A 24933-nucleotide genomic window follows, 5' to 3' on the forward strand; every position below is an offset into this window, starting at 1 on the left:
GGGATACCAGAGGCTGTTGATCGCTGCTCCTGAAGTGGCGTGTGGATCAGGGAGTCGGCATGGACGTCAGAACAACGAACGGCGGAGTGAGCGAGGGATCGTACTTGAGGATGGTCCGCACGTTCTTGACCGGGATCGCCCGGGCATCCAAGCCCTTGTTCTTGAAGCCATCCCCGTTCACGTTGTTCGCCTGCTTGGTGACGCTGCGCCCGCTGTCCTCGCCATCTGGAGCGGCACATTCGACAGGCAGTTTCAGATCGTCATTCGCCGCCGAGGGTGGGCGTCCCAGCAAGATCTCGGCTCCGACTTCGGCACCTTTTTCCAAGAGGCCGCCGAGGAGTCGACCGACGGTCTTGACTCCCGCTTTGACGTCTTCCATGTCGAATCCGTCGCTGAAATCGATACTCTTGACCGCCTGTTTCACCGCATCGAAATAAATGTTCCAGACTTTGTGGTTGAGGTCGACCGCAGCCTCCGCCAGTTCCCGGAGAAGGTCACTGATCTTTTCAGCGCTGTCGAAGAGGACCGACATGACCGGGTGCGTCGCGGTGGGGCTGGACGCCTTGTCGTGCTGCCACTGGTAGGGGGAGCCGCCGGGATTGTTCTTGCCCCAGGCCGTCGTTCCCCACAATGCGCTGCAGAACTGACGCATAGCGTCGTACCACTCACTGTTGCTCTGCTGCGTGATGCCGCTCACGTAGCCGGTCAGCATGCTCTCCGTCGTGGAGAGCGCGATGGTCATGTCCGCCCACGCCTGCGACAGGGAGTTCAGGTAGTGCTGCTGCGGGGGGTCGGCGTGGTCATCAGGCGGCTCCCCAGCCACGGAGCACCGCCCGGTGCGCGGCGGCGTAATTGGCGTGCCCGGTGGTGACGTACGCGTGCAGCCACTTCTGGGCCGCCTGGAGGTCCTGCGCGGAGCGGTCCCATTCGTCCAGTTTCTCGACGAAGACCTCGCGGGCCTCGCCCTTCCAGGACAGTACGACCGGTTCCACGCGGTGGTAGAGATCGCCCAGTTCGCCGTTGAGCTTCTTGAGGATGTCCTCCAGGTCCATGGCGAGTTCATGGAGCGTGGCGAACGAGACAGTGATGTGGTCGCCGTCGGCACCGGTCGACATGTTTCCCCCTTGGTGTCGGTCGCCTTGATGGTGAGCCGGTCACGTCGCGCCGGAAGTGTCAGAAGCCGTCCAGGCTGCTGTGCGGACGCGTCGACGCTCACCGGCCCCGGTATTCGGCGTGGACAGCTTGTCGGCCTCGCTGCCGATGTCCACGTGGATCCGTCGCATCTGGTCGTACCACCCGTCATCGGCGCCACCAAGGGCCCACCGGCGGGGTCATTCTACGGCGGACCCGCCGGAAGGCTTCCTGAGCGCTTCCCGTAGTCAACTCCCGTTCCGCGCAGGCGAACTGGAAACACCACGGTTGCCGACGGCCGGCCGGTTGATCCATGGGCGCCTCGACGGGCCCGTGAGGCCCCCACCTGGCTGGACCGAGCGGAGTTCCGACGGCGGACCGGCTCCTCGGTCGCTTTCGTTTCGAGCGTGCTTGTGTGCAACGGCTCCACAGGCACTGCGCGAACCGCGCTCGGTGGGATCCACATGCCTGACCGCCGGCCGGGACGGAGACGGAGAAGGCAGACGAGTCGGGCTGTACGCCGGGTTCTGTTCCCCGGGTCCCTCGCGGGGCCCGGGGCGACGGCCATCCATCTAGGGCCGGTGTTGCCACCGGCCTCGTGCGGTCTACCCGCGGACTCGGGCGGGCAGCCCTCGGTCGTCCGCGCAGAAACACCGGGGTGTTTCCTTTTGACCTTGCTCCGGGTGGGGTTTACCTAGCTGCCCAGGTCACCCTGGGCACTGGTGGTCTCTTACACCACCGTTTCACCCTTACCGAGGACCGAGGTCCCCGGCGGTCTGCTTTCTGTGGCACTGTCCCGCGGGTCACCCCGGGTGGCCGTTAGCCACCACCCTGCCCTGTGGAGCCCGGACGTTCCTCGGGAAGCCCCCTAGGGGACTCCACGCGGCCGCCCGCCCGGCTCGTCTGCCGTGCCGACCATGGTACCGGTCCGCGCCCGGGGCCGTGGACCGGCGGTGAGCCGGGGCCGGGCCGAGGGGCGGGCGTCGGTGATCACGCCGTTCCTCGTGCGCTTCGCGCCGAGTTGCCCTCGGCTCGGGGCCGAGGCCGTGCGCAGTGCGCTACGTATGGTGAGCGGAGGGGAGGACGGATGAGGACGGTGCGCCGGCTGGTGCTGCACGAGGCCCGGGTCTTCGGGAGCCTCGCGCTGTGGCTGGGGCGGCGCAGTCAGGGGACCGCCGGCGGGCGGGCGTTCGGATACGCGCGGGGGCAGGGCTCGACCCTGCTGGGGCTGGCGTTCGTGTGCGTGATCGAGACGGTCGGCGTGGCCGCGATGCTGCGCGACTGGCCCGCCGCGCACGACGTGATGCTGGTGCTGGACGTCTACACCGTGCTGCTCGTCCTCGGCCTGCACGCGGCCGGTGTGGTGCGCCCGCACGTGCTGACCGGGGACGCGCTGCGGGTGCGGTACGGGGTCCGGGTGGACGTGCGGATACCGCTGGGCGCGATCGGGGCCGTACGGCGGGAGACCCGGATGACCCACGCGTACGCGGCGGGGGAACTCGATCTGCCCGTCGGCTCCCAGACCTCGGTCACCCTCGAACTCGCCGAACCGGTTCCGTACGTGACGTTGCTCGGCCGTCGCAGGGAAGTGCGCGTGGTGCGGCTGTACGCCGACGATCCCGGCGCGCTCGTCCAGGCCCTCACACGGGCGTGAACAGGGGCTTCGCCCTGCCGGGGGCGGCCTGGGCCAGGCGGACCCGCAGGGGTTCGCCCAGGGGCAGGCCGGGGCCCTCGACGCGGCCGATGACCGCCGGGGAGGCCAATTGGACGGTGCCGGTGTCCGGCCGGCGCTCGTCCACATCGACCACGCAGGCGTCGAAGACCTCGCCGACCCGGTCCTTCAGCAGGGCCGCCGCCACGATGTCGATGGCCTCGTGCTCCACCGTGCCCGCGCGCTGCGCGCCGTCGGCCATCCGGTGGGGCAGGGCGTCGAGCGCGGCGAGGACCCAGTCGGGCGCGGGCTGGTCGGACACCGCGCTCAGGCAGAGTTCCAGGGCGTAGCGGTCGGCGAGGCGCCGCAGGGGGGCGGTGCAGTGGGTGTAGGGGGCGGCGACGGCCGCGTGCGTGGTGATCGCGGGCAGGGCGCCGTCGCGGAAGACCGTGTAGCCGGCGCCGCGCAGCAGGGTGGTGCACTCCTGGAGGAAGGCCGCGTGGTGGGGTTCGCGCGGGTCGAGGGCGCTGATCACGGCCGCGTACGGCACGTGGTGCGGCCAGTCGATGCCGAGGGCCCGCGCGGTACGGCGCAGCCGGGCGACGGCGCCGTCCGGGGCGGCGGGCAGGGTGCGCAGGATGCCGGTGCCCAGGGCGAGCATCAGATCGGCGGCGGCCATGCCGGTGAGCAGGGAGAGCTGGGCGTTCCAGCCCTCGGCGGGCAGTGGCGCGCGGTACGACAGCGCGTAGGTGTGGTCCCGTTCGGTGATCCGCTGCTCGGGCACGGACAGGGAGATGCCGCCGCGCTCGGCCTCCTGCCGCTCCCGGGCCCGGCCGATCTCCGCGAGCAGGGCGACCGGCTCCTCGGCGGTGCCCGTGTCGATCGCCCGCTGCACGCCCGCGTAGTCGAGCCGGGCGCGGCTGCGGACCAGGGCCCGGCGCACGTCGACGGCGATGGTCCGGCCCAGCTCGTCCAGATCGAGCGTCCACAGCACGGCGGGCCGGGTCCGGCCGGGCAGCAGGCTGGCCGCGTCCTCGCTGAGCACGACGGGGTGCAGCGGCACCCGCTCGTCGGGGAAGTACAGGGTGTTCACCCGCCGGTGCGCCTCCGCGTCCAGGGCGCCGCCGGGTGCGACGAAGTGGGCGACGTCGGCGATGGCGTACCGCACCCGGTAGCCGGTGCCCTGCCGGGAGAGGTGGGCGGCCTGGTCGAGGTCCGGGGAGCCGGGCGGGTCGAGGGTGAAGAACGGGATGTCCGTGGCGTCGTACGACGGCGGGGGCGGGGCCTTCGCGGCGCGCTCGGCCTCGGCCCTGGCCTCCGGCGGGAAGTCCTCGGGGATGCCCAGGCCGGTGCGCAGGGCGGCGAGCGCGGCCCTCAGGGGTGCCTCGGGGGCGCCGGTCACGCGGATCTTGCGCGGGGGCATGTGTCGAGCGTAGGGCGGGGGGACGCGGGCGGCACTCCGTACGGGGGGCGGGAAGCATCCCTTACGGGGGCGGGGAGGATCCCTTACGGGGACGGGAAGCATCCTTTACGGGGGCACGCGGCGTCCGTGCACGGGCCGGGAGCCCCGCGCCCCCTTCCCCGGCCGTGCCCCGCCGACGAGCCCGTACGCTGGCCGCGAGCGCAAGAGAAGGAGTACGTGTTGCTGGTCCTGCTGCCGCCCTCGGAAGGTAAGGCCGACTCGGGCAAGGGTGCCCCGTTGCGGTGGGAGTCGCTGTCCCTGCCGGGGCTGACCGCCGCGCGGGAGGCCGTGCTCGGGGAGTTGGTCGCGTTGTGCGCGGGCGACGAGGAGAAGGCGCGCGAGGTGCTGGGGCTCAGCGAGGGGCTGCGCGGCGAGGTCGCCAAGAACGCGGCCCTGCGCACGGCCGGCGCCCGTCCCGCCGGGGAGATCTACACCGGTGTCCTGTACGACGCCCTCGGCCTGGCTTCCCTGGACGCGGCGGCGAAGCGGCGGGCGGCGCGCTCGCTGCTGGTGTTCTCCGGGCTGTGGGGCGCGGTGCGGGTGACCGACCGCATCCCCTCCTACCGCTGCTCGATGGGGATCAAGCTGCCCGGGCTCGGGGCGCTGGCCGGGCACTGGCGGGCGCCGATGGCCGAGGTGCTGCCGGCGGCGGCCGGGGACGGACTGGTGCTCGACCTGCGCTCGGCGGCGTACGCGGCGGCCTGGAAGCCGAAGGGCGAGGTCGCGGAGCGGACGGCGACGGTACGGGTGCTGCACGCGCCGACGCGGAAGGTGGTCAGCCACTTCAACAAGGCGACGAAGGGGCGGATCGTGCGGGCGCTGCTGTCGTCCGGCGTGACGCCGGCGGACCCCGCCGAGCTGGTGGCGGCGCTGCGGGAGCTGGGGTACGCGGTGGAGGCGCAGGCGCCGGAGCGGGCGGGGAAGGCGTGGGCGCTGGACGTGCTGGTGGAGGAGGTCCACTAGGTCCACTACGGCCACTACGGCCACTACGGCCACTACGGCCCCGTTAGGGGCGACCACTACGGGGGCAGCGTTGCACGGTGCGCAACGGTGATTGCGAGTGGTGCAGCGGCTCGGCACGATGAGGGCATGATCTCCGTGCTGGACCTCTCGCCGGTCGTGCCCGTGGTGGTGCTGCCGGACGCCTCCGTCGCCGTACCGCTGGCCCGGGCCCTGGTGGCCGGGGGGCTGCCCGCGATCGAGGTGACGCTGCGCACCCCCGCCGCGCTGGACGCGATCCGGGCGATCGCCGACGAGGTGCCGCGGGCGGTGGTCGGCGCGGGCACGGTGATCACACCGGAGCAGGTGGACGCGTGTGTCGCGGCCGGGGCGCGGTTCCTGGTGAGTCCGGGGTGGACGCAGGCGCTGCTGGACGCCATGCGGGGATCCGGGGTGCCGTTCCTGCCCGGGGTGTCGACCGCCTCGGAGGTGGTCGCGCTGCTGGAGCGCGGGGTGCGGGACATGAAGTTCTTCCCGGCGCGGGCGGCCGGCGGCACCGAGTATCTGAGGTCGCTCGCGGGGCCGCTGCCGCAGGCCCGGTTCTGTCCGACCGGCGGGATCGGCCCGGCGACCGCGCCGGAGTATCTGGCGTTGCCCAACGTCGGCTGTGTGGGCGGGAGTTGGATGGTGCCGGCGGACGCGGTGGCCGAGCGGGACTGGGCCCGGATCGAGGCGCTGGCGCGCGCCGCGGCCGGGCTCAGCGCAGGTGGGACGTGTCGTTGAAGAGGCGGACGCTCGCGTTGCCGTCCGCGTAGTACGCCACCGCGGACAGGGAGGCCGCCGACAGTTCCATGCGGAACAGGGACTCGGGCGGGGCGCCGAGGGCGAGGCGGACGAAGGTCTTGATCGGGGTGACGTGGGTGACCAGCAGGACGGTGTGGCCCGCGTGCGCGGTGACCAGCCGGTCGCGGGTGGCCTCGATACGGGCGGCGGTCTCGGCGAAGCTCTCGCCGCCGCCGGTGGGGCGCGCCTGCGTGTCGGCGAGCCAGGCGTTCAGGTCGTCCGGGTAGCGGTCGCGGACCTCGCCGAAGGTCAGGCCCTCCCAGGCGCCGAAGTCCGTCTCCCGCAGGCCGTCCTCGAGGTGGACGTCCAGGTTCAGCCGGGCGGCGACGATCTCGGCGGTCTCCCGGGTGCGGGCGAGGGGGGAGGCGAGGACGGTCTCGATGGTGCCGCGCGCGGCCAGCGCCTCGGCCACCCGGTGGGCCTGCTCCCGGCCGATGTCCGAGAGGGGCGGGTTGGTGCCGCCGCTGCCGGAGAAGCGCTTCTGCGGGGTGAGGGGGGTCTCGCCGTGCCGGAGCAGGACGAGGGTGGCGGGGGCGCCGAGGTCGGGGGCGGCGGACCAGCCGCGGGCGGTGGCACCGGGGGTGCGGGCCTGCGCTTCGGTCCCGGCCGGCTCCGCCGGACCCACGGCTGCCGACACCTCGACCCCACCCGCGCCCGCATGCGCCGCCACGTCGGCCGCCCCCGGCTCTCCCGGACGCGCGGCCACGTCGGCTGCCCCCGGCTCCGCCGCGCGTACCTCCGCGTCAGCCGCGTCCAGCTCCGCCGTCGACGTCGTCGCCGACCACTGCTCGCCGCGCGCCCCCGCGTCCATCGCCTCGTTGGCCAGGCGGTCGGCGTGCTTGTTCTCGGCGCGCGGGATCCACTCGTAGGTGACCTGGTCCGCCGGGAACACCCCGCGCGCCTGCGTCGCCAGTGGCTTTATCGCCGGGTGCTTGATCTTCCAGCGGCCCGTCATCTGCTCGACGACCAGCTTGGAGTCCATCCGCACGTGGACCCGCGCGGCGGGGTCCAGGGTGTGGGCGGCGCGCAGGCCGGCCAGCAGGCCCCGGTACTCGGCGACGTTGTTGGTGGCGAGGCCGAGGTACTCGGCCGCCTCCAGCAGCGTCCGGCCCGTCGCCGCGTCACGGACCACCGCGCCGTAGCCCGCGGGCCCCGGGTTGCCCCGTGACCCGCCGTCCGCCTCGACGATGAACTCCCGCACGCCGCGCGCCCCTTACAGACCGGACTCGGCCGTGCGCACCAGGATCCGGCGGCAGTTCTCGCAGCGCACCACCGTGTCGGGCGCGGCCGCGCGGACCTCGTTCAGCTCGGTGATGGCCAGCTCCTGGCGGCAGCCCTGGCAGGTGCGCGCGTACAGCTTCGCCGCGCCGATGCCGCCCTGCTGCTCGCGCAGCTTGTCGTACAGCTTGAGCAGGTCCGCGGGGACGGAGGCCGCCACGACCTCGCGCTCCTTGGTCACCGCCGCGGCCTCGCGGTCGATCTCCTCGAACGCGGCGTCCCGGCGCCCGCTCGCGTCGTCGATCTTCGACTGGACGGAGGCGACCCGCTCGGTCAGCTCGTTCACCCGCTCCTGCGCGGACTCGCGGCGCTCCATGACCTCCAGGACCACGTCCTCCAGGTCGCCCTGCCGCTTGGCGAGCGAGGCGATCTCGTGCTGGAGGTTGGCGAGGTCCTTGGGCGAGGTGACGGCGCCGGAGTCGAGGCGCTGCTGGTCGCGGGTGGCGCGCTGGCGCACCTGGTCGACGTCCTGCTCGGCCTTGGTCTGCTCGCGGGCGCAGTCGCTCTCCTCGGTCTGCGCGGCCACGAGCAGGTCGCGCAGCTGGGTGAGGTCCTTGGTCAGCGACTCGATCTCGGCGTGCTCGGGCAGGGACCTCCGCTTGTGCGCGAGCTGCTGCAGGCGGACGTCGAGGGCCTGGACGTCGAGGAGTCGGATCTGGTCTGCGGGCGCGGCGTTCAGTTGGGGGCTCCCATTAGCTAGTGGTGACGGAGGACGCCGCGTGGGCGGTCCAGGGGTCGGTGACCGTCTTGGAGACGTGGACGCGAAGGTCCCAGCCGTGGCGGTCGGAGATCTCGTCGAGCTGGCTCGCGGCCAGTTCGCACCAGGGCCACTCGGTGGCCCAGTGCGCGGCGTCGAGCAGCGCGAGCGGACTGTGCGCGACGGCCTCGGAGGCCGGGTGGTGGCGCAGGTCGGCGGTGAGGAAGGCGTCCACTTCGGCCGCCCTGACCTGGTCGAAGAGGCTGTCGCCCGAGCCGCCGCTGACGGCGATGGTGCGGATGACGGCGTCGGGGTCGCCGGCCACCCGGATGCCCTGCGCGGTGGCGGGCAGCCGCTCGGCGGCGCGTGCGGCCAGCTCCCGCAGGGTGAGCGGGTGGTCGAGGGCGCACACCCGGCCGAGGCCCCGACGGCCGTTCGGATCGGTGGGGTCCGGGACCAGGGGGCGCACGACCCGCAGGTCGAGCGCGCCCGCGAGGGCGTCGGAGACGCCCGGGTCGGCGGTGTCGGCGTTGGTGTGGGCGACGTGCAGCGCGATGTCGTTCTTGATCAGCGTGTGGACGACCCGGCCCTTGAAGTGCGAGGCCGCGACCGTGGTCGTGCCCCGCAGATAGAGCGGGTGGTGGGTAACGAGCAGGTCGGCGCCGAGCCGTACCGCCTCGTCGACGATCTCCCGCACGGGGTCGACGGCGAACAGGACCCGGGTGACCTCCTGGTCGGGGTCGCCCACGACCGTGCCGACCGCGTCCCAGGACTCGGCCCGCTCGGCGGGCCACAGGTTCTCCAGCGCGGCGATGACTTCAGACAGACGGGGCACGGGAAAAGGCTACCTGGCTGTTCGGCGGGGCTGAACCGCATCCGCCGGTCCCGGTCCCGCGCAGCACAGTCGCCGCCGCTTCCTCGGAGGAATCGCTTTCGCGCCACCCGTATGTGTGAAGCGGCGGGCGGCCCCCCGCACGGCCGTGCGCGGAAAACTAGCTTCGTCGCCGGAGGTGACCGAAGAATGACGGTCTGTGCCATCGAATCCCGGTCCGTCGGCGAGGACGACCGCTCGCCGGGTCGCGGTTGCGTGCTCACGGCGGACGGCGCGTACGCCGCCCGGCTCGCGCGCAGCGGTGACTCCTGGTTCCCGGAGCGCTGGACGCTGGACGGCCCCGAGCCGTACGCGGTGCCGCTGCCCGGGAACCAGCCGGAGGAGCCCGGCACCGAGTTGCAGCCGCTGGGCGACGGCCGGGTCCTGATCCACCGGCGGGCGGCGCGGCGGCACCTCTTCGCGCTGCTGTACCCGACGGGCCCCGGCACCGGGGAGCTGCCGCTGGGCGCGATGGAGTGCGCGACGCCCGGCACCCGGCTCACCCTGCTGCCCCCGGCGCCGGGCGGGGCGCGGGCGTACGCCGTCTCGGTCGGCGCGCGGTCCAGCGCGGTGTGGCAGGTGGCGGGCGGGTCGTCCGGTCCGGCGCGGCTCGCCGAGGTGCCGGGGCGCTGCTCGGGCGGGGTCTGGCTGGACCGCGCCGGGCGGCTGCTGGCGCTGGACCGGGAGCTGGAGGGCCGCACCAAGACGGTCGTGGTGGACCTGGAGCGGGGCGAGGTCTCGCCGCTGCTCCAGATCGCGCCGGACAGCGACGACCGGCTGCTGCTGGCCGACCTCGACAGCGGGCTGCTGCTGATCTCCTCGGACGCCCCCTCGCCGGGGCAGGAACGATTGGGCTGGGGCATCCTCGGCTCCACCCTGCCGGTGCGTTTCCCCACGTCGCTGCGGCTGCCGGAGTGTACGGCGGTGCCGTTCGCGATCCAGCCCGGGCAGGTGCTGGAGCCGGAGGACTGCGCGGTGGCGCTGCGCATCGACGGCCCGGTGGGCACCTGGGTGGGCCTGTGGCGGCCGGCCGAGCGCCGGGTGCGGCACCTGCCCGCGCCCGAGGGCTGGCTGACCGGGGCCGGGCTGTGGACCCCGGACGGAGTGCTGCGGCTGCCGTACGCCACCCGGGAGACGCCGTGCGGGGTGGCGGAGCTGCGGATGCCCGAGCGCGAGCCGCGCGCGGAACGGCCGGCGGGCGCGGCGGCCGGGCGGCCGGGCGAGGCGGGGCAGCCGACGGGCCCGGGGCGGGCGGGCCCGGACCCGGACGGCACGGCCGTCCGAACGCCCGGCGCGGTGTCCCGGCAGGCGGCGGAACCGGCCTCTTCGGACCCGGTGGCGACCCCCGGGGAGCCCGCTTCGCACCGTCCGGTGCCGTTGCAGCAAGCGCCTCTGGAACGTCTTGTAACGAACTAGTGCCGGTTGGCGTGTACGCCTGGATTCGCCCGGCGGTGGGCCGGTTAAACTCGCCCGGCTGTACGAAAGATGATGTTGACGGGGTGAATACGTCCGATGAGCGACACCAGCACGACGAAGCAGCTGTCTGCCGACTCTGAGAACGCCGGCCACGGCCGGCACCGCGGTGAGGTCGCGGCCAAGGAGAGCGACACGGCTCCCCACGGCCGGCACCGCAGGACCGCCGAGGAGACCACCGAGGCGGCCGCCTGAGGCCGAACAGCGGGAAGGGAAGAGGGGGCACCGGCCGGTGCCCCCTCTTTCCGTCGCTCCCCTCGTCGGTCCGGTGTCAGGAGTGCTCCACGACGGTGTCGGCGAGCACGGGCGCGTCGTCCCGCCCGGCGACGCCCACGGCGACCCGCACCCGGCCCGCCTCCTCGCGCCACATGCGGACGCGCAGCGTCTCGCCGGGGAAGACCACGCCGGCGAACCGGGCGGTGTACGACCGCACCCGCCCCACGTCGCCGTCGAGCAGGGTGTCGACCACGGCCTTGAGCGTCATGCCGTACGTGCACAGGCCGTGCAGGATGGGCCGGTCGAACCCGGCGAGCCGTGCGAACTCGGGGTCGGCGTGCAGCGGGTTGCGGTCGCCGGACAGGCGGTAGAGCAGGGCCTGGTCCGGGCGGACGGGTCGCTCGACCACCCGGTCCGGCGGTCCGGCCGGCTCCCGGGTGCGGGCCGAGGGGCCCCGCTCACCGCCCCAGCCGCCCTCCCCCCGCACGAAGATCCGGGCGTCGTTCGTCCACAACGCCCCCTGCTCGTCGGCCACTTCGGTACGCAGGACGAGGACGGCGGCCTTGCCCTTGTCGTACACGGCGACGATGCGGGAGGTGGCGGTGGCGGTGCCGGCCACCGGGACGGGCCGGTGCAGACGCAGGGTCTGCCCGCCGTGCAGGACCTTGGCCAGGTCGACGTCGACGCCCGGCATGGACAGCCCGCCGATCACCCCGGGCGCCCCGGCGCCCGCCACGGTGGCGAAGCTCGGCAGCACGTGCAGCCGGGACTCCAGGGTGTAGCGCAGCTCGTCCGGGTCGGTGGCGGGGGTGCCGGCGCCGATGCCCAGGTGGTAGAGCAGCACGTCCTTGGCGGTCCAGGTGATCGGTCCGGAGCGGGGTTCGGCGGCGAGGGCCTTGGCTGCGTCGATGGGCATGGGGCTCCTGGGAGGTTTCGGGACCTCGGCGCGGGCCGTCCGCAACCGTCGGCCGCACCGGGGTCGTCCACGGGACGGGGAACGCGTTCCGGTCCGGCGCCCCTGTATAGCCGAGCCCTCCCTACCCGTGAAGGCCGCTGACGGCGCGTCGGTTGCGCCGGGCCGTGACATCCGTACTGCCCGGATCCGTACATCCGCATCTGCCGGGCGGCCGGTCCTGCTCGTACTGTCATAGCCATGACGGAGAAGGACGAGGACACCGCCGTGTCCTTCACGGGGGCGGTCCGGGCATACGGGTCCGTGCGCGCCGTGGACGGGGTGGATCTGCGGATCGGGCGCGGCGAGACCGTGGCCCTGCTGGGCCGCAACGGGGCCGGCAAGTCGACCACGATCGGCCTGCTGCTGGGGCTGTACCCGCCGGACGCCGGCCGGGTGGAGCTGTTCGGCACCGAGCCGGAGCGGGCGGTGCGGGCCGGGCGGGTGGGCGCGATGCTCCAGGACGCCCGGCCGGTGCCCCGGGTCACCGTGGGCGAGCTGGTCGGCTTCGTGGCCTCCCGCTATCCGGCGCCGATGCCGGTGCCCCGGGCGCTGGAGCTGGCCGGGATCGCCGCGCTGGCCGGGCGCCGGGTGGACCGGCTGTCGGGCGGGCAGGTGCAGCGGGTGCGGTTCGCGGTGGCGCTGGCCGGCGATCCGTCGCTGCTGGTGCTGGACGAGCCGACGGCGGCGCTGGACGTGGAGGCGCGGCACGTGTTCTGGGAGGCGATGCGCGGCTACGCCCGGCGCGGCCACACCGTCGTCTTCTCCACCCACTACCTGGAGGAGGCGGACGACTTCGCCGACCGGATCGTGGTCATGGACCGGGGCCGGATCGTCGCCGACGGCACGGGCGAGGAACTGCGGCGCGCGGCGGGCGGCAGCCTGGTCACGGTGTCCCTCGCGGGCCGCGACCCGGACGGGCTCGCCCTGCTGCCCGGCGTCCGCTCCCTTCAGGTGCACGGCGACCGGGCCCGGCTGCGCACCGACGACTCCGACGCGACGGTGGTCGCGCTGGCGCAACTGGGGGCGATACGGGGGCTGGAGGTCGCGCCCGCGTCGCTGGACGACGCGTTCCTGGCGCTCACCTCGTCGGCCCGCGACGACGGCCCCGCCGGGCCCGGCGCGCCCGCACCCCTCGACCACTCCCCCACCGCGAAGGCTTCGTGATGCTCGCCTACGTCCGTCTGGAGATCCGCCGCACCCTGCGCGACCTCGGCTTCGTCATCGGCGGCATCGGGATGCCGGTCATGATGTACCTGCTGTTCACCAACGTCGGCGGCGCCGACCGGGCCTGGCGCACCGCCGCGATGGTCGGCATGGCGGCGTACGGCGCCGTCGGCTCCGCGCTGAACACGGGCGGCGCGGTCGCCGAGGACCGCGCGGTGGGCTGGCTGCGCCAGCTGCGGGTGACGCCGATGACCCCGCGCGAGGTGGTGTGCGGGCGCGCGCTGACCGGTGTGGTGACGGTGCTGCCCGCGATCGTGGCCGTCCTCGCGGCGGGCGGTCTGGTCAACGGGGTGCGGCTGGCGCTCTGGCAGTGGGTGCTGATCGCGCTGCTGCTGTGGGCGGGCTCGGTCCCGTTCACGCTGCTGGGTCTCGGCAACGGCTACCGGCTGACCGGGCCCGCGACCGGGGTGGTCAACATGGTGTGCAACCTGGGGCTCGCGGTGCTGGGCGGCCTGTGGTTCCCGGTCGCGCTGTTCCCCGGCTGGCTGCGCGCGGTGTCGGCGTACACCCCCACCAACCGGTTCGCCGAACTGGGCGAGGCGGTCGCGCGCGGCCACGCCCCGGGGGCCACCGCCGTCATCGTGCTGACGGCCTGGCTGCTGCTGTTCGGCACGTACGCCGTGCTGTCGTACCGCCGTACCGCGGGCACGATCTGATCGGGGGACGAGGGATGACGCGGGCCCGGCAGCAGGGGTGGCGGTGAGCCGCCGTCACTTGTGCGCGAGGCGGCGCGGCAGCCACAGCAGCATCAGCAGCGCCCCGGCCAGCAGGACGGCCGCGGAGGCGCGGAAGGCCAGGGCGTAGCCCTCGGTCAGGGACTGCGGGTCGGTGCCCGTGCCGGTACCGGTCGCGGCGACCGTCGACATCACCGCGAGGCCCAGCGAACCGCCCATGGTCCGGGAGGTGTTGATCAGGCCGGAGACGACGCCGGCCTCGCCGCTCGCCGCGCCCGAGGTGGCCAGCGCGGCCAGCGGTGTCGTCGCCAGGCCGCCGCCGAACATCATCAGGATGCCGGGGCACATGATCGCGGTGACGTACGGCTCGTGCGCGCTCATCGTCGACTGCCAGCCGAACCCGGCCACCGCCACCAGGGTGCCCAGCACCGCCACACGGCGCGGGCCCGCCGTCCGCATCAGGCGCGGCGCCAGCTTGGAGCCGACGACCACCGCGAGCGAGCTGGGCACCAGCGCGGCACCGGCCTCCAGCGGGGAGTAGCCGAGCACGTTCTGCGCGTACAGGGTCATGAAGTACCACATGCAGAACATCGCCGAACCGGACACCAGCATGGCCGCGTTGGCCGACGCCACCGCGCGCCGCCGCAGCAGTCCGAGCGGCATCAGCGGGGCCGCGGTGCGCGCCTCGGTCAGCAGGAACAGCGCGATCAGCAGCACCCCGGCCGCCAGCGGCACCAGGGTGGCCGCGGACGTCCAGCCCGCCTCCTGGGTGCGCGAGATGCCGTACGCCAGCGTGCCGAGGCCCGCCGTGACCAGCAGCGCGCCCGGCAGGTCCAGGCGCCGCCCGTCCCCGGCCCGGCTCTCGGTGAGCCAGCGCGCCGAGCCGGCCAGCACCACCGCGCCCACCGGCACGTTGATCAGCAGCACCCAGCGCCAGGACAGCGCGTCCACCAGCACCCCGCCGACGAGTCCGCCCGCGGCGCCGCCGCCCGCTCCCACCGCGGCCCAGGTCGCGATGGCCCGTGCCCGGGCGGCGCCCTCCGGCACCGCGGCCGTCAGCAGGGTGAGCGTGGAGGGCGCGAGGACCGCCGCGCCGAGGCCCTGCGCGGCGCGGGCGAGCAGCAGCTGCCAGCCCTCCTGGGCGAGGCCGCCGCCCAGCGAGGCGAGGGTGAACAGGCCGAGGCCGACGAGGAACATCCGCTTGCGGCCGTAGAGGTCGCCGGCCCGGCCGCCGAGCAGCATGAAACCGGCGAAGGCGATCGCGTACGCGTTCACCACCCATTGCAGTCCGGACGGGCTGAGGCCGAGGTCCGCGCGCATCGACGGCAGGGCGACGTTCACCACGGAGACGTCCAGCACCACCAGGAACTGTCCGGCGCAGGCCAGCGCCACCACCAGCCAGGTGGGGGGTGTCGTACGGCGGGATATGAGGGGTGGGGTGTCGGCGGTCTCCAGCATGGGTGTCATGGTCCCAGGCCGCTTGCGGTCCTTGCATCGGCATTTCGGACCACGGGACCTACTCCGCGCGGACTACGTCGCGGACCACCCCGGACGGTCCCCGCGGCCGCCGGACCGGCTCGAACCGCGGCTGACGCAACGTCAGAAACCAATAGGATGGTCAAATAAACATTAGAAGCCCGAAGCAACGGAATAGTTGCGCGTGCATACGAGGTTTACCCGGCACTTATGTCTACGGGAGGCCGCACTCAATGACCCACACGACGACCGAGGAACCGCGGGGCAAGGCGAGCGGGGCCGTCGTCCCGGTGCTCGCCTTCGCGGGCATCGTGGTCGCGGTGATGCAGACCCTGCTCGTGCCGGTCATCAAAGACCTGCCGCAACTGCTGCACACCGCGCCCAGCAACGCCACCTGGGTGCTCACCTCGACCCTGCTGTCCGGCGCCGTCGCCACCCCGATCATGGGCCGGCTCGGCGACCTGTACGGCAAGCGGCGCATGCTGATCGCCAGCCTCGCCGTGATGGTGATCGGCGCCCTGGTCAGCGCGCTCACCAGCCAGCTGCTCACCATGATCGTGGGCCGTACCCTCCAGGGCTTCGCGATGGGCGCGATCCCCCTCGGCATCGGCCTCATGCGGGACATGCTGCCGCGCGAACGGCTCGGCTCCGCCATGGCCCTGATGAGCTCCTCCATAGGCGTGGGCGGCGGCCTCGCCCTGCCCGCCGCCGCCCTGGTCGCCCAGCACACCGACTGGCACGCGCTGTTCTACGGCGCCGCCGGCCTCGGCGTGCTCGCCATCGCCCTGACCCTGCTCGTCGTCCCCGAGTCCCCGATGCGCGCACGGGGCTCCTTCGACCTGCCCGGCGCGCTCGGCCTGTCCGCCGGCCTGGTGCTGTTCCTGCTGCCCATCACCAAGGGCAGCGACTGGGGCTGGGCCTCCGGCACCACCCTCGGCCTGTTCCTCGCCGCGGTCGTCGTGCTCGCCCTGTGGGGCCTGTACGAGCTGCGCGCCGCGGCGCCGCTGGTCGATCTGCGCACCACCGCCCGGCCCGCCGTGCTCTTCACCAACCTGGCGTCGATCATGGTCGGGGTCGCGTTCTACGTCGTCTCGCTGGTCCTGCCCCAGCTGCTCCAGCTCCCCGAGGCCACCGGCTACGGCCTCGGCCGGTCCATGGTCGTCGCCGGTCTGTGCGTGGCCCCGCTGGGCCTGACGATGATGTTCACCGCGCCGGTCTACGCCCGCCTCTCCGCCCGCTACGGGCCCCGGACCACCCTCATCATCGGCCTGCTGGTCATCGCCGTCGGCTACGGCGGCGGGCTCGGCCTGATGAAGGCGCCCTGGGAGACGATCCTCACCTCCGTGATCCTCGGCGCGGGCATCGGCCTCGCCTACTCCTCCCTGCCCGCCCTGATCGTCGGCGCGGTTCCCGCGTCGGAGACCGGCGCGGCCAACGGCCTCAACACGCTGATGCGGTCCATCGGCACCTCCGTGTCCAGTGCCGTCATCGGGATGGTGCTGGCCAACACGGCGCACACGGTCGGGGGCGTCGCGATCCCCACGATGCGCGGGTTCCGGGTGTCCTTCCTCATCGCCACGGGCGCGGTGGCGGTCGGCCTGGTGATGGCGCTGTGCCTGCCGAGGACCGGCCGCGCGGCCCAGCAGCACGTGCAGCTGCGCGCGAGCAGCGAGGAGGACGCCGCGCTGGAGCGGGCCGAGGACGTGCTGCGGGGCTTCCGGGGGCGGGTGCTGGACCCGGCCGGGGTCCCCGTGGCCCGGGCCAAGGTGACGCTCATCGACCGGCGCGGCCGGCAGGCGGGTTCGGCGGTCTCCGCCGACGACGGCGCCTACGAGCTGGCCGTGCCCGGGCAGGGGGCGTACGTCCTCGCCGCGCGGGCGGCCGGGTACGGGCCGCTGGCCTCCGCCGCCACGCACTCCGGCGAGGAGGGAGCCGTCGAGGTGGACCTCTCCCTGCCGGGTGAGGCGGTGAGCGTGTAGCGCACGCCGTGTGGGGGCGCCCCCGTGCGCCCCCGCGCGACCGGGTGCGGCAGCATGGGGGCCCGCATGCTGCCGTGTCCCTGAACTGGAAGGCGTCCCCCATGGCCACCGTCCCCAAGCCCGAGATCCTCGCCGCGTTCGAGGCGGCCAAGGGGTTCATGCCCGTGGACGAGGGGCTGGCCCTGTACGCGGCGGCGGTCGAGGCCGGGGCGCTGGGACTGCCGTTGCTGGAGGTGGGCACGTACTGCGGGCGGTCCACCGTGCTGCTCGCGGACGCGGCCCGGTCGGCGGGGGTGACCGCGCTGACCGTGGATCACCACCGGGGCAGCGAGGAGCAGCAGCCGGGGTGGGAGTACCACGACCCGCAGACCGTGGACCCCGAGGTCGGTCTGATGGACACGCTGCCCACCTTCCGGCGGACGCTGTTCAAGGCGGGCCTGGAGGACCACGTGATCGCCCTGGTGGGACGGTCGCCGCAGGTCGCGAGCGTGTGGGGCACCCCGCTGGGGTTCGTGTTCATCGACGGCGGCCACACCGACGAGCACGCGGGCGCCGACTACGAGGGATGGGCGCCGCACGTGGCCGAGGGTGGCCTGCTGGCCATCCACGACGTGTTCCCCGAGCCCGCGGACGAGTTCACCGGGCAGGCGCCCTACCGGGTGTACCTGCGGGCGCTCGGCTCCGGCGCGTTCACCGAGGTGGCGGTGAACGGCTCGCTGCGGGTGCTGCGGCGCACGGGGGCGGGGATCTGAGGCCCCGGTTAGAGTCGCTGACGTGTCATACACAGGCCCGGAGTTCGAACCCCCGCGGCAGCGCCGCCCCCGGCGCGGTCCGCTCGTCGTGACGCTCGCCGCGCTGGTGGTGGGCGCGCTGGCCGGCGGGCTGGCGTACGAGACCGCGGGCGGCGGTGGCAAGCACGCCGACGCCGCCCCCTCGCCCTCCCCCTCCGCTCATGCCTCCGCGTCCGCGTCGTCCGGCGCCGACGGCAAGGCCGCCGCACCGCTCGAGGGCAAGGTCGTCGTCATCGACCCGGGGCACAACCCGGGCAACTTCCGGCACCCGGCCGAGATCAACCGCCAGGTGGACATCGGCAGCAACCGCAAGGAGTGCGACACCACCGGGACCGCCACCGACGACGGTTACGCCGAGGCGTCGTTCACGCTCGACGTGGCGCACCGGCTGCGGGCACTGCTGGAGCGGCAGGGTGCCACCGTGCGGCTGACCCATGACGACAAGGGCCCGGACTGGGGGCCGTGCGTGACCGAGCGGGCCGCGATCGGCAACAAGGCGCACGCGGACGCGGCGATCTCGATCCACGCGGACGGGGCGCCGGCGGGCGACCGGGGCTTCCACGTGATCCTGCCGGGGGCGGTGCACGCGGGTGCCGCCGACACCCGGCCGATCGTGGCGCCCTCCCGCGATCTCGGCAAGCGGGTCGCGGGGAGCTTCCTGCGGGTGACCGGCGAGCCGCCGTCCAACTACATCGGCCACGGCACCGCGCTGGACACCCGCACCGATCTCGGCGGTCTCAATCTGTCAACGGTTCCCAAGGTGTTCATCGAGTGCGGCAACATGCGCGATACCAAGGACGCGGCACTGCTGACCAGCGGCAGCTGGCGACAGAAGGCCGCGCAGGGGATCTCTGAGGGAATCGTGAGTTTCCTGCGCGAGTCCTGACCAGGGCCGTGACCAGCCGGACAGCCGGATCTCGCGGACGGTAGTGTCTAGCGACGACGAGACGACTCACGAAGGACCTGAAGTGAACATCCGCTCCCTCACTAGAGGCGACGGCGTGGTGATCGGAGCAGCGGTGTTGCTGTTCATCGCGTCGTTCCTCAATCTCTACTCCTACTCGGCCTCCGGCTTCTCGGAAAGCCAGAGCGTGTGGGACAACCTGGGGACGGGCCTCGGCACGTACATGGGGGCCGTCATCGGTGCCGCGCTGATCGTCCTCAACCGCTGCATGCCGCAGCAGCGCAAGGTGCTGGGCCTCGACCTCGGCATGGTGGGCACGGGATTCACGGTTCTCGCCGCGTGGACCCTGTTCTGGACGCTGGTGGACGTGCCGGACCACATCGACGCGGGCGCCGGCCTGGTGCTCGGCTTCATCGCGGCCCTGGTCCTCGCCGCCGCCGCCATCGCCACCCCGCTGGTCCCGCCCCTCCAGGGCGCGCTGATCCCGGCCCCCAAGCCGGTCGCCCCGCAGCCCTACGGCGCGCAGCCGCCCGCGGGTTACGGGTACCCGGGCGCCCAGCAGCAGCCGTACGGCGCCCAGCCGCAGCAGCAGGGGCAGCCGTTCGGGCAGCCGCAGCCGGCCGCCGCGCAGGCCGCCGCGCCGCAGCCCGCGCCGGCGGACTTCTCGCCGTTCTGGTTCGCGGTGCCGGTGACCCGGCCGCTGTTCGCGGAGGACGGCTCGCCCACGCCCGTCGCCGAACTGGCGCCGGGGACCTGGTACTTGGCGGTCGAGCAGCGCGGTGCCGCGCTGGTCGCGCAGACCCAGGACGGCCGCCGCGGCGTGCTCCAGGACACCTCGGGCATCCAGCGCGGCTGAGCCCCGGAGCGTAACGGCCCCCCGCCCTTCCGGGCGGGGGGCCGTCGTCGTAAAGACGCCTCCTGGCAGACATCTGACGGAGCGTCAACTCAGGAACCGCTCCGGAGCTGGCTCGCGCTCGGCACCTTGTTCTGGACCGGGGCGCCCGCGCTCTTGCCCGCGTCCTTCACGTTGTTGATGACGTCGTCGAAGCTGTTCGCCGCGTTGGTGTCGCCACCGCGCAGCTTGGCCGGCAGGTCGCGCAGGTTCTCGATGCTCTTGCTCAGCGGGGCGAGCGCCTTGGACAGCGTGGGGTCGCCCTTGGCGTTGCGCTCGGCGGCCTTGAGCCGGTTGTAGGTGAACAGACCGGCGACACCGGCCTTCACCAGGGCCGTCCTGCGGCCGTGCGCGCCCTTCTTGAACTTGCCGGCCTTCCACGGCTTCACGATCCACTGGTAGGTGGCTCCGGCCGCGAGACCCGCGTTGGCCACGAACCGGGTCTTGGCGAACTTCTGCCGCTCGGCGGGCGTGGTGGGACTGGGCGTGGCCGCGCGCTGGTCGAGCGCCGCGGCGGTGACGGTCTTGGTGCCGGCGTGGGAACCGGCGTTGGTGTTTCCGCAGGCCGTGGCACCGGCTACCAGCGCACAGCACAGGGTCAGCGCCACGCAGAGGCGCCGTATCGGTACAGGCACGGGGTCCTCCCGGCGTGTCTTTCCGAGTAGGGGGCTTCCTACGCCAGCGTCACTCCGCGCGGGCGGTTACGCCACTCGGGGGACACGGCCCCGGCCCGCCGCCGCGGTCAGCGGCAGCAGTCCGGGTCCAGGCCGGACGGGAGGCGGTCGCCGCCGAACACCGCGCAGGTGGCCTCGTGTCCGCCCAGCGCGGCGACCGCGAGCAGCAGGGAACCCGCCGTCCAGGTGGTCAGTTCCCGCGGCCAGACGACGTCGTCCTCGAAGACGTAGCCGGTCCAGTACAGGCCGGACTCCGGGTCCCGCAGGTGCTGGATGGACTTCAGGATCTCCAGCGCCCGGTCGGACTCGCCCACCGCCCAGAGCGCGAGCGCCAGTTCGCTGGACTCGCCGCCGGTCACCCACGGGTTGGGCACGACACAGCGCACGCCGAGGCCGGGCACGACGAACCGGTCCCAGTCCCGGGCTATCCGCGCCGCGGCCTCCGCTCCGGTCAGGGCGCCGCCGAGGACCGGGTAGTACCAGTCCATCGAGTAGCGGTCCTTGTCCAGGAAGCGCTCCGGATGCCGGCGGATCGCGTGCCGCAGCGCGCCCGCCGCCAACTCCCAGTCGGGCTGCGCCTCTTCGCGCTGTTCGGCGATGGCGAGGGCGCAGCGCAGCGCGTGGTGCACGGAGGAGCTGCCGGTCAGCAGGGCGTCGGCGGTCGGCGTGCCGTCGTCCTCGCGCCGCCAGCCGATCTGCCCGCCGGGCTGCTGGAGGGCGAGCACCCACTCCACGGCCGCGTACACGCACGGCCACATGCGGTCCAGGAAGGTGTCGTCGCCGGTGGAGAGGTAGTGGTGCCAGACCCCGACGGCTATGTACGCCACGAAGTTGGACTCGCGGGCGCGGTCGGTGACCTCGTCGTGGGCGCCGTCGGCGTAGGCCGCGTACCAGGAGCCGTCCTGGTTCTGGTGCCGGGCGAGCCAGAGGTAGGCACGCTCGGCGGCCTCGTGCTCGCCGGCCGCGTCCAGGGCCATGGCGGCCTCGGTGTGGTCCCACGGGTCCAGGTGGTGACCCCGGAACCACGGGATCGCGCCGTCCTCCCGCTGACCCGCCAGGATGCCGCGTACGGTCGCGGCGGCCTGCTCGGCGGTGAGGACCCCGGGCAGGACGAGGTGTTCTGTCCGGGGGGTGGTCACCGGGCGGCCGCCTCCTCGGCGAGCCGGGGCAGGTGCGGCTTGGTCGCGTAGACCACGAAGCTCTTGCCCATCACCGGGTTGAGCGTCCGCTCGGCCAGCCGGGTGGCCAGCGGCTTCTTCATGATGTCCCAGACCAGGAGCTTGTGGTACGCGCGCACCGGCAGCGCCTTGTCGTTGTCGACGCCGAAGGCGCACTTCAGCCACCAGTAGGGGGCGTGCAGGGCGTGCGCGTGGTGGCTGCCGTAGGGCTTGAGGCCGGCCTCGCGGACCTTGGCCACCAGTTCGTCGGCCTTGTAGATGCGGATGTGGCCGCCCTCGACCTCGTGGTAGGCGTCGGACAGCGCCCAGCAGACCTTCTCCGGGCCGTAGCGGGGCACGGTGATCGCGATCCGGCCGCCCGGCTTGAGCACGCGCACCATCTCGGCGAGCACGCCCTTGTCGTCGGGGATGTGCTCCATCACCTCGGAGATGATCACGACGTCGAAGGACTCGTCGGGGAAGGGCAGTGCGAGCGCGTCGCCCTCCATGGCGGTGGCGGTGGCGCCCTCGGGGGCCTCGCCCTCCTGCTCCATCGCCGCGAACCACTTGGCGACCTCGCGGATCTCGTCGGCGCTGCGGTCCAGGGCCACGACCCGGGCGCCGCGCCGGTAGCACTCGAACGCGTGCCGGCCGGCCCCGCAGCCGAGGTCCAGGACACGGTCGCCGGGGGCGAGCGGGAACCGGGAGAAGTCGACGGTCAGCACGTGGCCCTGCTTTCGGAAGAGACGCCTGCGGTGTTTGCCGGGGCCGCGGAGCGGCCGGGAGTCTGGGGCGCGGAGCCGTCGCCACCGGACGCGAGGGGCTCGGGGGCCACGGCGGGTGCGCCGGGCGCGGAACGGTCCTGCGCGGGCCCGGGGCGCCCGGCGGCGCCCGGGGAGCGCGCGGGGCGGTCGGCGCGGGCCCGGTGCGCGGAGCGGGCGATGGCCTCCCGGTACCGGGCGACCGTGCCCTGGGCCGCGCGCGCCCACGTGAAGTTGGCCAGCACCCGTTCGCGGCCCGCGTCGCCGAGCCGCAGCCGCAGCTCGCGGTCGCCGAGCAGCCGGCCGAGCGCGGCGGCCAGCGCCCCCGCGTCGCCGGGCGGCACGGCCAGGCACGTCTCGCCGTCCCGTCCCGCGACCTCGGGGATCGCGCCCCCGGTGGTCGCCACCAGCGGTGTGCCGGTCGCCATCGCCTCGGCGGCGGGCAGCGAGAACCCCTCGTACAGCGAGGGCACGCAGGCGACCTCGGCGGACCGGATCAGGTCGACCAGTTCGGCGTCGGAGATGCCCTTGACGAACTCCACGGCGCCGTCGAGGCCGTACCGCTCGACCGCCTGGGCGACCGGCCCCTCGGTGGGTCGCTTGCCGACGACGACGAGGTGGGCGGCCGGATGCTCGGTGCGCACCTTGGCCAGCGCCTCCACCAGGAACACCAGCCCCTTGAGCGGGACGTCGGCGCTGGAGGTGGTGACGATGCGTCCGGGCACCTGCGGGACGGCCGGATCCGGCGCGAACAGGTCGGTGTCGGCGCCGATGTGGACCACGTGCACGCGGTCCCGTCGCACCCCGAGGTGGTCCACGATCTCCTGCCGGGAGCTGCCGGAGACGGTGAGCACCGAGGGCAGCCGGCGGGCGACGCGCTTCTGCATCCGGGTGAAGGCGTACCAGCGGCGCACCGAGTACCGGCGCTGCCAGCCCTCGGCCGCGTCCAGCTCCAGCTGCCGGTCGACGGTGATGGGGTGGTGGATCGTGGTGACCAGGGGCGCGCCGATGTCGCCGAGCAGGCCGTAGCCGAGGGTCTGGTTGTCGTGGACGACGTCGAACTCGCCGCGCCGGGCCCGCAGATGGCGGCGGGCGCGCAGCGAGAAGGTCAGCGGTTCGGGGAAGCCGCCGGTCCACATCGTGCCGACTTCGAGGGCGTCGATCCAGTCCCGGTACTCGTCGCGGCCCGGGGTGCGGAACGGGTCGGGCTGGCGGTAGAGGTCGAGGCTGGGCAGCTCGGTCAGGGTGAGCGCCGGGTATCCCTCGTCGAGCACCGGATAGGGCTGGGAGCCGATGACCTCGACGCGGTGTCCGAGGCGGGCCAGTTCGCGCGAGAGGTGCCGTACGTAGACGCCCTGCCCGCCGCAGAACGGGTTCCCCTTGTAGGTGAGGAGCGCGATGTCGAGCGGTTTCCCGCCGTCGGCGGCCGAGTCCTCGCGGGCACCCGCTTCCCGGGCCTCAGCGGTCACTCCGTGCCCCCTTCTGCCAGCACTGTCCCGCGAGACTACGACGGGACGCTAATCTAGAACAAGTTTCAGACTTGATCGTTCAAGAGGCTCTGAATCTACCGGCAGGTAGGGGTGCTGTGAGCCGTGGATCAGGTGATTCGCGCCACGACGCGCGGCCCCGCCGTGCTGCCTGATCACGTGCCCTGTCGGCACCCTCACCGATTGTCACGGAACGGGGACCCATGCCTGCGCAAGCCAGTACCTCGCGTCCCGCCTCGCCACCCCTCACCGCACGGCAGGAGGACCGCCGCCGCCGCATCCTGCGCGCGAGCGCGCGGCTGGCCGGCCGGGGCGGCTTCGACGCGGTGCAGATGCGCGAGGTGGCCGAGTGCTCCCAGGTGGCGCTCGGCACGCTGTACCGCTACTTCCCGTCCAAGGTGCACCTCCTGGTGGCCACCATGCAGGACCAGCTGGAGCGCATGCACGGCACCCTGCGCCGCAGGCCGCCCGCGGGCGAGGCGCCCGCCGAGCGGGTGGCCCGGACGCTGATGCGGGCCTTCCGCGCGCTCCAGCGCGAGCCGCAGCTGGCCGACGCCATGGTCCGCGCCCTGACCTTCGCGGACCGCAGCGTCAGCCCGGAGGTGGACCAGGTCTCCCGCCAGACGACGGCGATCATCCTCGACGCCATGGGCGTCGAGGACCCCACCGACCGGCAGCTCTCGGTGGTCCGTGTCATCGAGCACACCTGGCACTCGGCCCTGATCACCTGGCTGTCCGGGCGGGCCTCCATCGCCCAGGTGCGGATCGACATCGAGACGGTCTGCCGGCTGATCGACCTGCCGGACCCGGCCGCGGCGGACCGCTGACGGCGAGCGCGGCCGCGCGGAGCCGGGCCGGGGAGCGAGCCCGTGACGTACGCGGCGGTGTGCGCCGCGGTGGCCACGACGGGCCGCGGGCTGGTACACAACAGCCCCATGGACCCCATGCGGCGGCTGCTCGTCGAACGCGCCTGCGAGCGCCTGATCGTGGATTTCGTGCACCGCCTCGACCTCGGCGAACCCGCCTCCGTGGCCGAGCTGTTCACCGAGGACGGCAGCTGGGAGTGGCCGCCGCCCGGGGACGGGCGCCGGGTGCGGGGGCGGGCGGCGCTCGGGGAGTACTTCGGCGCCCGCCCCGCCGACCGGCTCTCGCGCCGTCTGATGTCCAACATCCTGGTCACGGTCGTCTCCGAGGAGACGGCGACGGCGGTCTCGTACTTCTCGACGCACCGCGTCGACGGCTACACCGGCGGCCTCGTGCCCGCCGGGCCGCCGGTCCAGGTCGGGCACTACGAGGACACCTTCCGGCGAACCGGCGACGGCTGGCTGCTGGCCTCCCGGGTGCTGCGCCTGCCCTTCGGCGGCCCCACCCCCGCGCTCCGCTGAGGCCGCGCGGGAC

Annotated in this window: 25 protein-coding genes and 1 other RNA gene; 13 read left to right on the plus strand and 13 right to left on the minus strand. The window is 73.6% G+C overall.

Annotated elements, in window-relative coordinates:
* Positions 1 to 46: 46 nt before the first annotated feature.
* From BLW85_RS13370 to rnpB, 3 genes are all read right to left on the minus strand, one after another.
* Positions 47 to 742: an RNase A-like domain-containing protein gene (locus tag BLW85_RS13370; protein ID WP_143060443.1), complete on the minus strand. Its 696-nt coding sequence runs from the start codon at positions 740 to 742 to the stop codon at positions 47 to 49.
* A 61-nt stretch (positions 743 to 803) separates the two neighbouring features.
* On the minus strand, positions 804 to 1115 hold the full coding sequence (locus BLW85_RS13375) for a WXG100 family type VII secretion target (RefSeq protein ID WP_074992161.1): 312 nt from the start codon (positions 1113 to 1115) through the stop codon (positions 804 to 806).
* A 516-nt stretch (positions 1116 to 1631) separates the two neighbouring features.
* An RNA gene (gene rnpB / locus BLW85_RS13380) (RNase P RNA component class A) lies at positions 1632 to 2033 on the minus strand.
* Between the two features lie 185 nt (positions 2034 to 2218).
* On the opposite strand from rnpB, the gene BLW85_RS13385 reads away from it, so the two are divergent.
* Positions 2219 to 2785, plus strand: a complete 567-nt coding sequence (locus tag BLW85_RS13385) for a hypothetical protein (protein WP_070027561.1) — start codon at positions 2219 to 2221, stop codon at positions 2783 to 2785.
* Here BLW85_RS13385 and BLW85_RS13390 read toward each other — a convergent pair.
* Positions 2772 to 4205, minus strand: a complete 1434-nt coding sequence (locus BLW85_RS13390; protein ID WP_074992162.1) for an RNB domain-containing ribonuclease — start codon at positions 4203 to 4205, stop codon at positions 2772 to 2774. The genes BLW85_RS13385 and BLW85_RS13390 overlap by 14 nt on opposite strands.
* 219 nt (positions 4206 to 4424) lie before the next feature.
* Between BLW85_RS13390 and yaaA the strand changes: the two genes are divergently transcribed.
* Both yaaA and eda read left to right on the plus strand, forming a co-directional pair.
* Complete coding sequence (gene yaaA, locus BLW85_RS13395) at positions 4425 to 5207, plus strand: peroxide stress protein YaaA (protein ID WP_070027563.1); 783 nt, start codon at positions 4425 to 4427, stop codon at positions 5205 to 5207.
* 126 nt (positions 5208 to 5333) lie between these two features.
* Positions 5334 to 5966: a bifunctional 4-hydroxy-2-oxoglutarate aldolase/2-dehydro-3-deoxy-phosphogluconate aldolase gene (eda, locus tag BLW85_RS13400; protein ID WP_074992163.1), complete on the plus strand. Its 633-nt coding sequence runs from the start codon at positions 5334 to 5336 to the stop codon at positions 5964 to 5966.
* Here eda and BLW85_RS13405 read toward each other — a convergent pair.
* From BLW85_RS13405 to BLW85_RS13415, 3 genes are read right to left on the minus strand one after another with little or no spacing between them, the layout of a single operon-like run.
* Positions 5941 to 7227, minus strand: a complete 1287-nt coding sequence (locus tag BLW85_RS13405; protein ID WP_074992164.1) for a bifunctional RNase H/acid phosphatase — start codon at positions 7225 to 7227, stop codon at positions 5941 to 5943. The genes eda and BLW85_RS13405 overlap by 26 nt on opposite strands.
* A 12-nt stretch (positions 7228 to 7239) precedes the next feature.
* Positions 7240 to 7983 (minus strand): zinc ribbon domain-containing protein, encoded by a 744-nt coding sequence (locus BLW85_RS13410; RefSeq protein ID WP_071828640.1) that lies wholly within the window; start codon positions 7981 to 7983, stop codon positions 7240 to 7242.
* Positions 7984 to 7996: 13 nt separating this feature from the next.
* Complete coding sequence (locus BLW85_RS13415; protein WP_074992165.1) at positions 7997 to 8836, minus strand: Nif3-like dinuclear metal center hexameric protein; 840 nt, start codon at positions 8834 to 8836, stop codon at positions 7997 to 7999.
* 186 nt (positions 8837 to 9022) lie between these two features.
* Between BLW85_RS13415 and BLW85_RS13420 the strand changes: the two genes are divergently transcribed.
* Positions 9023 to 10288: a hypothetical protein gene (locus tag BLW85_RS13420; RefSeq protein ID WP_074992166.1), complete on the plus strand. Its 1266-nt coding sequence runs from the start codon at positions 9023 to 9025 to the stop codon at positions 10286 to 10288.
* 96 nt (positions 10289 to 10384) lie between these two features.
* Positions 10385 to 10540, plus strand: coding sequence for a hypothetical protein (locus BLW85_RS39385; RefSeq protein ID WP_167381405.1), 156 nt, complete (start codon positions 10385 to 10387; stop codon positions 10538 to 10540).
* A 76-nt stretch (positions 10541 to 10616) separates the two neighbouring features.
* Here the strand turns inward: BLW85_RS39385 and BLW85_RS13425 are convergent, their stop codons facing one another.
* Positions 10617 to 11477, minus strand: coding sequence for a MaoC/PaaZ C-terminal domain-containing protein (locus BLW85_RS13425; protein ID WP_074992167.1), 861 nt, complete (start codon positions 11475 to 11477; stop codon positions 10617 to 10619).
* A gap of 237 nt (positions 11478 to 11714) precedes the next feature.
* On the opposite strand from BLW85_RS13425, the gene BLW85_RS13430 reads away from it, so the two are divergent.
* Both BLW85_RS13430 and BLW85_RS13435 read left to right on the plus strand, forming a co-directional pair.
* Positions 11715 to 12680 carry an ABC transporter ATP-binding protein gene (locus BLW85_RS13430; RefSeq protein WP_079172329.1) on the plus strand — a complete coding sequence of 322 codons (966 nt, stop codon included), beginning with the start codon at positions 11715 to 11717 and terminating at the stop codon, positions 12678 to 12680.
* Positions 12680 to 13396 (plus strand): ABC transporter permease, encoded by a 717-nt coding sequence (locus tag BLW85_RS13435; protein WP_070027570.1) that lies wholly within the window; start codon positions 12680 to 12682, stop codon positions 13394 to 13396. Before BLW85_RS13430 ends, BLW85_RS13435 begins: the two co-directional genes overlap by 1 nt.
* Before the next feature lie 54 nt (positions 13397 to 13450).
* Here BLW85_RS13435 and BLW85_RS13440 read toward each other — a convergent pair whose 3' ends face one another.
* Complete coding sequence (locus BLW85_RS13440; protein WP_107409115.1) at positions 13451 to 14881, minus strand: MFS transporter; 1431 nt, start codon at positions 14879 to 14881, stop codon at positions 13451 to 13453.
* 242 nt (positions 14882 to 15123) lie between these two features.
* On the opposite strand from BLW85_RS13440, the gene BLW85_RS13445 reads away from it, so the two are divergent.
* The 4 genes from BLW85_RS13445 to BLW85_RS13460 all read left to right on the plus strand — a co-directional run bounded on the left by BLW85_RS13445 (position 15124) and on the right by BLW85_RS13460 (position 19420).
* Positions 15124 to 16869, plus strand: coding sequence for an MFS transporter (locus BLW85_RS13445; RefSeq protein WP_070027572.1), 1746 nt, complete (start codon positions 15124 to 15126; stop codon positions 16867 to 16869).
* 101 nt (positions 16870 to 16970) lie between these two features.
* Positions 16971 to 17621, plus strand: a complete 651-nt coding sequence (locus BLW85_RS13450) for a class I SAM-dependent methyltransferase (RefSeq protein ID WP_070027573.1) — start codon at positions 16971 to 16973, stop codon at positions 17619 to 17621.
* 22 nt (positions 17622 to 17643) lie between these two features.
* Positions 17644 to 18546: an N-acetylmuramoyl-L-alanine amidase gene (locus tag BLW85_RS13455; RefSeq protein ID WP_177330003.1), complete on the plus strand. Its 903-nt coding sequence runs from the start codon at positions 17644 to 17646 to the stop codon at positions 18544 to 18546.
* Between the two features lie 82 nt (positions 18547 to 18628).
* Positions 18629 to 19420: a DUF5336 domain-containing protein gene (locus tag BLW85_RS13460; RefSeq protein WP_177330004.1), complete on the plus strand. Its 792-nt coding sequence runs from the start codon at positions 18629 to 18631 to the stop codon at positions 19418 to 19420.
* A gap of 89 nt (positions 19421 to 19509) precedes the next feature.
* Here BLW85_RS13460 and BLW85_RS13465 read toward each other — a convergent pair whose 3' ends face one another.
* From BLW85_RS13465 to BLW85_RS13480, 4 genes are all read right to left on the minus strand, one after another.
* Positions 19510 to 20091: a hypothetical protein gene (locus BLW85_RS13465; RefSeq protein WP_070027576.1), complete on the minus strand. Its 582-nt coding sequence runs from the start codon at positions 20089 to 20091 to the stop codon at positions 19510 to 19512.
* Positions 20092 to 20198: 107 nt separating this feature from the next.
* Positions 20199 to 21269 carry a prenyltransferase/squalene oxidase repeat-containing protein gene (locus BLW85_RS13470; protein WP_070027577.1) on the minus strand — a complete coding sequence of 357 codons (1071 nt, stop codon included), beginning with the start codon at positions 21267 to 21269 and terminating at the stop codon, positions 20199 to 20201.
* A complete protein-coding gene (locus BLW85_RS13475) occupies positions 21266 to 22012 on the minus strand; it encodes a class I SAM-dependent methyltransferase (RefSeq protein WP_070027578.1) in 747 nt (248 codons plus the stop codon). The genes BLW85_RS13470 and BLW85_RS13475 overlap by 4 nt, the downstream gene beginning before the upstream one ends.
* Positions 22006 to 23517, minus strand: a complete 1512-nt coding sequence (locus BLW85_RS13480; RefSeq protein WP_070027579.1) for a glycosyltransferase family 4 protein — start codon at positions 23515 to 23517, stop codon at positions 22006 to 22008. The genes BLW85_RS13475 and BLW85_RS13480 overlap by 7 nt, the downstream gene beginning before the upstream one ends.
* A gap of 221 nt (positions 23518 to 23738) precedes the next feature.
* Here BLW85_RS13480 and BLW85_RS13485 point away from each other — a divergent pair, with 221 nt between their 5' ends.
* Together BLW85_RS13485 and BLW85_RS13490 are read left to right on the plus strand one after the other, a co-directional pair.
* Positions 23739 to 24362 carry a TetR family transcriptional regulator gene (locus BLW85_RS13485; protein ID WP_074992169.1) on the plus strand — a complete coding sequence of 208 codons (624 nt, stop codon included), beginning with the start codon at positions 23739 to 23741 and terminating at the stop codon, positions 24360 to 24362.
* Positions 24363 to 24470: 108 nt separating this feature from the next.
* A complete protein-coding gene (locus tag BLW85_RS13490; RefSeq protein ID WP_074996060.1) occupies positions 24471 to 24920 on the plus strand; it encodes a nuclear transport factor 2 family protein in 450 nt (149 codons plus the stop codon).
* Positions 24921 to 24933: the final 13 nt, after the last annotated feature.

Source organism: Streptomyces misionensis, assembly GCF_900104815.1.
Classification (GTDB): Bacteria; Actinomycetota; Actinomycetes; order Streptomycetales; family Streptomycetaceae; genus Streptomyces; species Streptomyces misionensis.

Excerpts from the sequence above, each read along its gene's own strand:
- BLW85_RS13430 (WP_079172329.1), top strand. The coding sequence starts at position 11,715 with ATGACGGAGAAGGACGAGGACACCGCCGTGTCCTTCACGGGGGCGGTC.
- BLW85_RS13385 (WP_070027561.1), top strand. The coding sequence starts at position 2,219 with ATGAGGACGGTGCGCCGGCTGGTGCTGCACGAGGCCCGGGTCTTCGGG.
- BLW85_RS13370 (WP_143060443.1), bottom strand. The coding sequence starts at position 742 with ATGACCATCGCGCTCTCCACGACGGAGAGCATGCTGACCGGCTACGTG.
- eda (WP_074992163.1), top strand. The coding sequence starts at position 5,334 with ATGATCTCCGTGCTGGACCTCTCGCCGGTCGTGCCCGTGGTGGTGCTG.
- BLW85_RS13435 (WP_070027570.1), top strand. The coding sequence starts at position 12,680 with ATGCTCGCCTACGTCCGTCTGGAGATCCGCCGCACCCTGCGCGACCTC.
- BLW85_RS13490 (WP_074996060.1), top strand. The coding sequence starts at position 24,471 with ATGGACCCCATGCGGCGGCTGCTCGTCGAACGCGCCTGCGAGCGCCTG.
- BLW85_RS13420 (WP_074992166.1), top strand. The coding sequence starts at position 9,023 with ATGACGGTCTGTGCCATCGAATCCCGGTCCGTCGGCGAGGACGACCGC.
- BLW85_RS13425 (WP_074992167.1), bottom strand. The coding sequence starts at position 11,477 with ATGCCCATCGACGCAGCCAAGGCCCTCGCCGCCGAACCCCGCTCCGGA.
- BLW85_RS13375 (WP_074992161.1), bottom strand. The coding sequence starts at position 1,115 with ATGTCGACCGGTGCCGACGGCGACCACATCACTGTCTCGTTCGCCACG.
- BLW85_RS13440 (WP_107409115.1), bottom strand. The coding sequence starts at position 14,881 with ATGACACCCATGCTGGAGACCGCCGACACCCCACCCCTCATATCCCGC.
- BLW85_RS39385 (WP_167381405.1), top strand. The coding sequence starts at position 10,385 with ATGAGCGACACCAGCACGACGAAGCAGCTGTCTGCCGACTCTGAGAAC.
- BLW85_RS13450 (WP_070027573.1), top strand. The coding sequence starts at position 16,971 with ATGGCCACCGTCCCCAAGCCCGAGATCCTCGCCGCGTTCGAGGCGGCC.
- BLW85_RS13485 (WP_074992169.1), top strand. The coding sequence starts at position 23,739 with ATGCCTGCGCAAGCCAGTACCTCGCGTCCCGCCTCGCCACCCCTCACC.
- BLW85_RS13445 (WP_070027572.1), top strand. The coding sequence starts at position 15,124 with ATGACCCACACGACGACCGAGGAACCGCGGGGCAAGGCGAGCGGGGCC.
- BLW85_RS13390 (WP_074992162.1), bottom strand. The coding sequence starts at position 4,205 with ATGCCCCCGCGCAAGATCCGCGTGACCGGCGCCCCCGAGGCACCCCTG.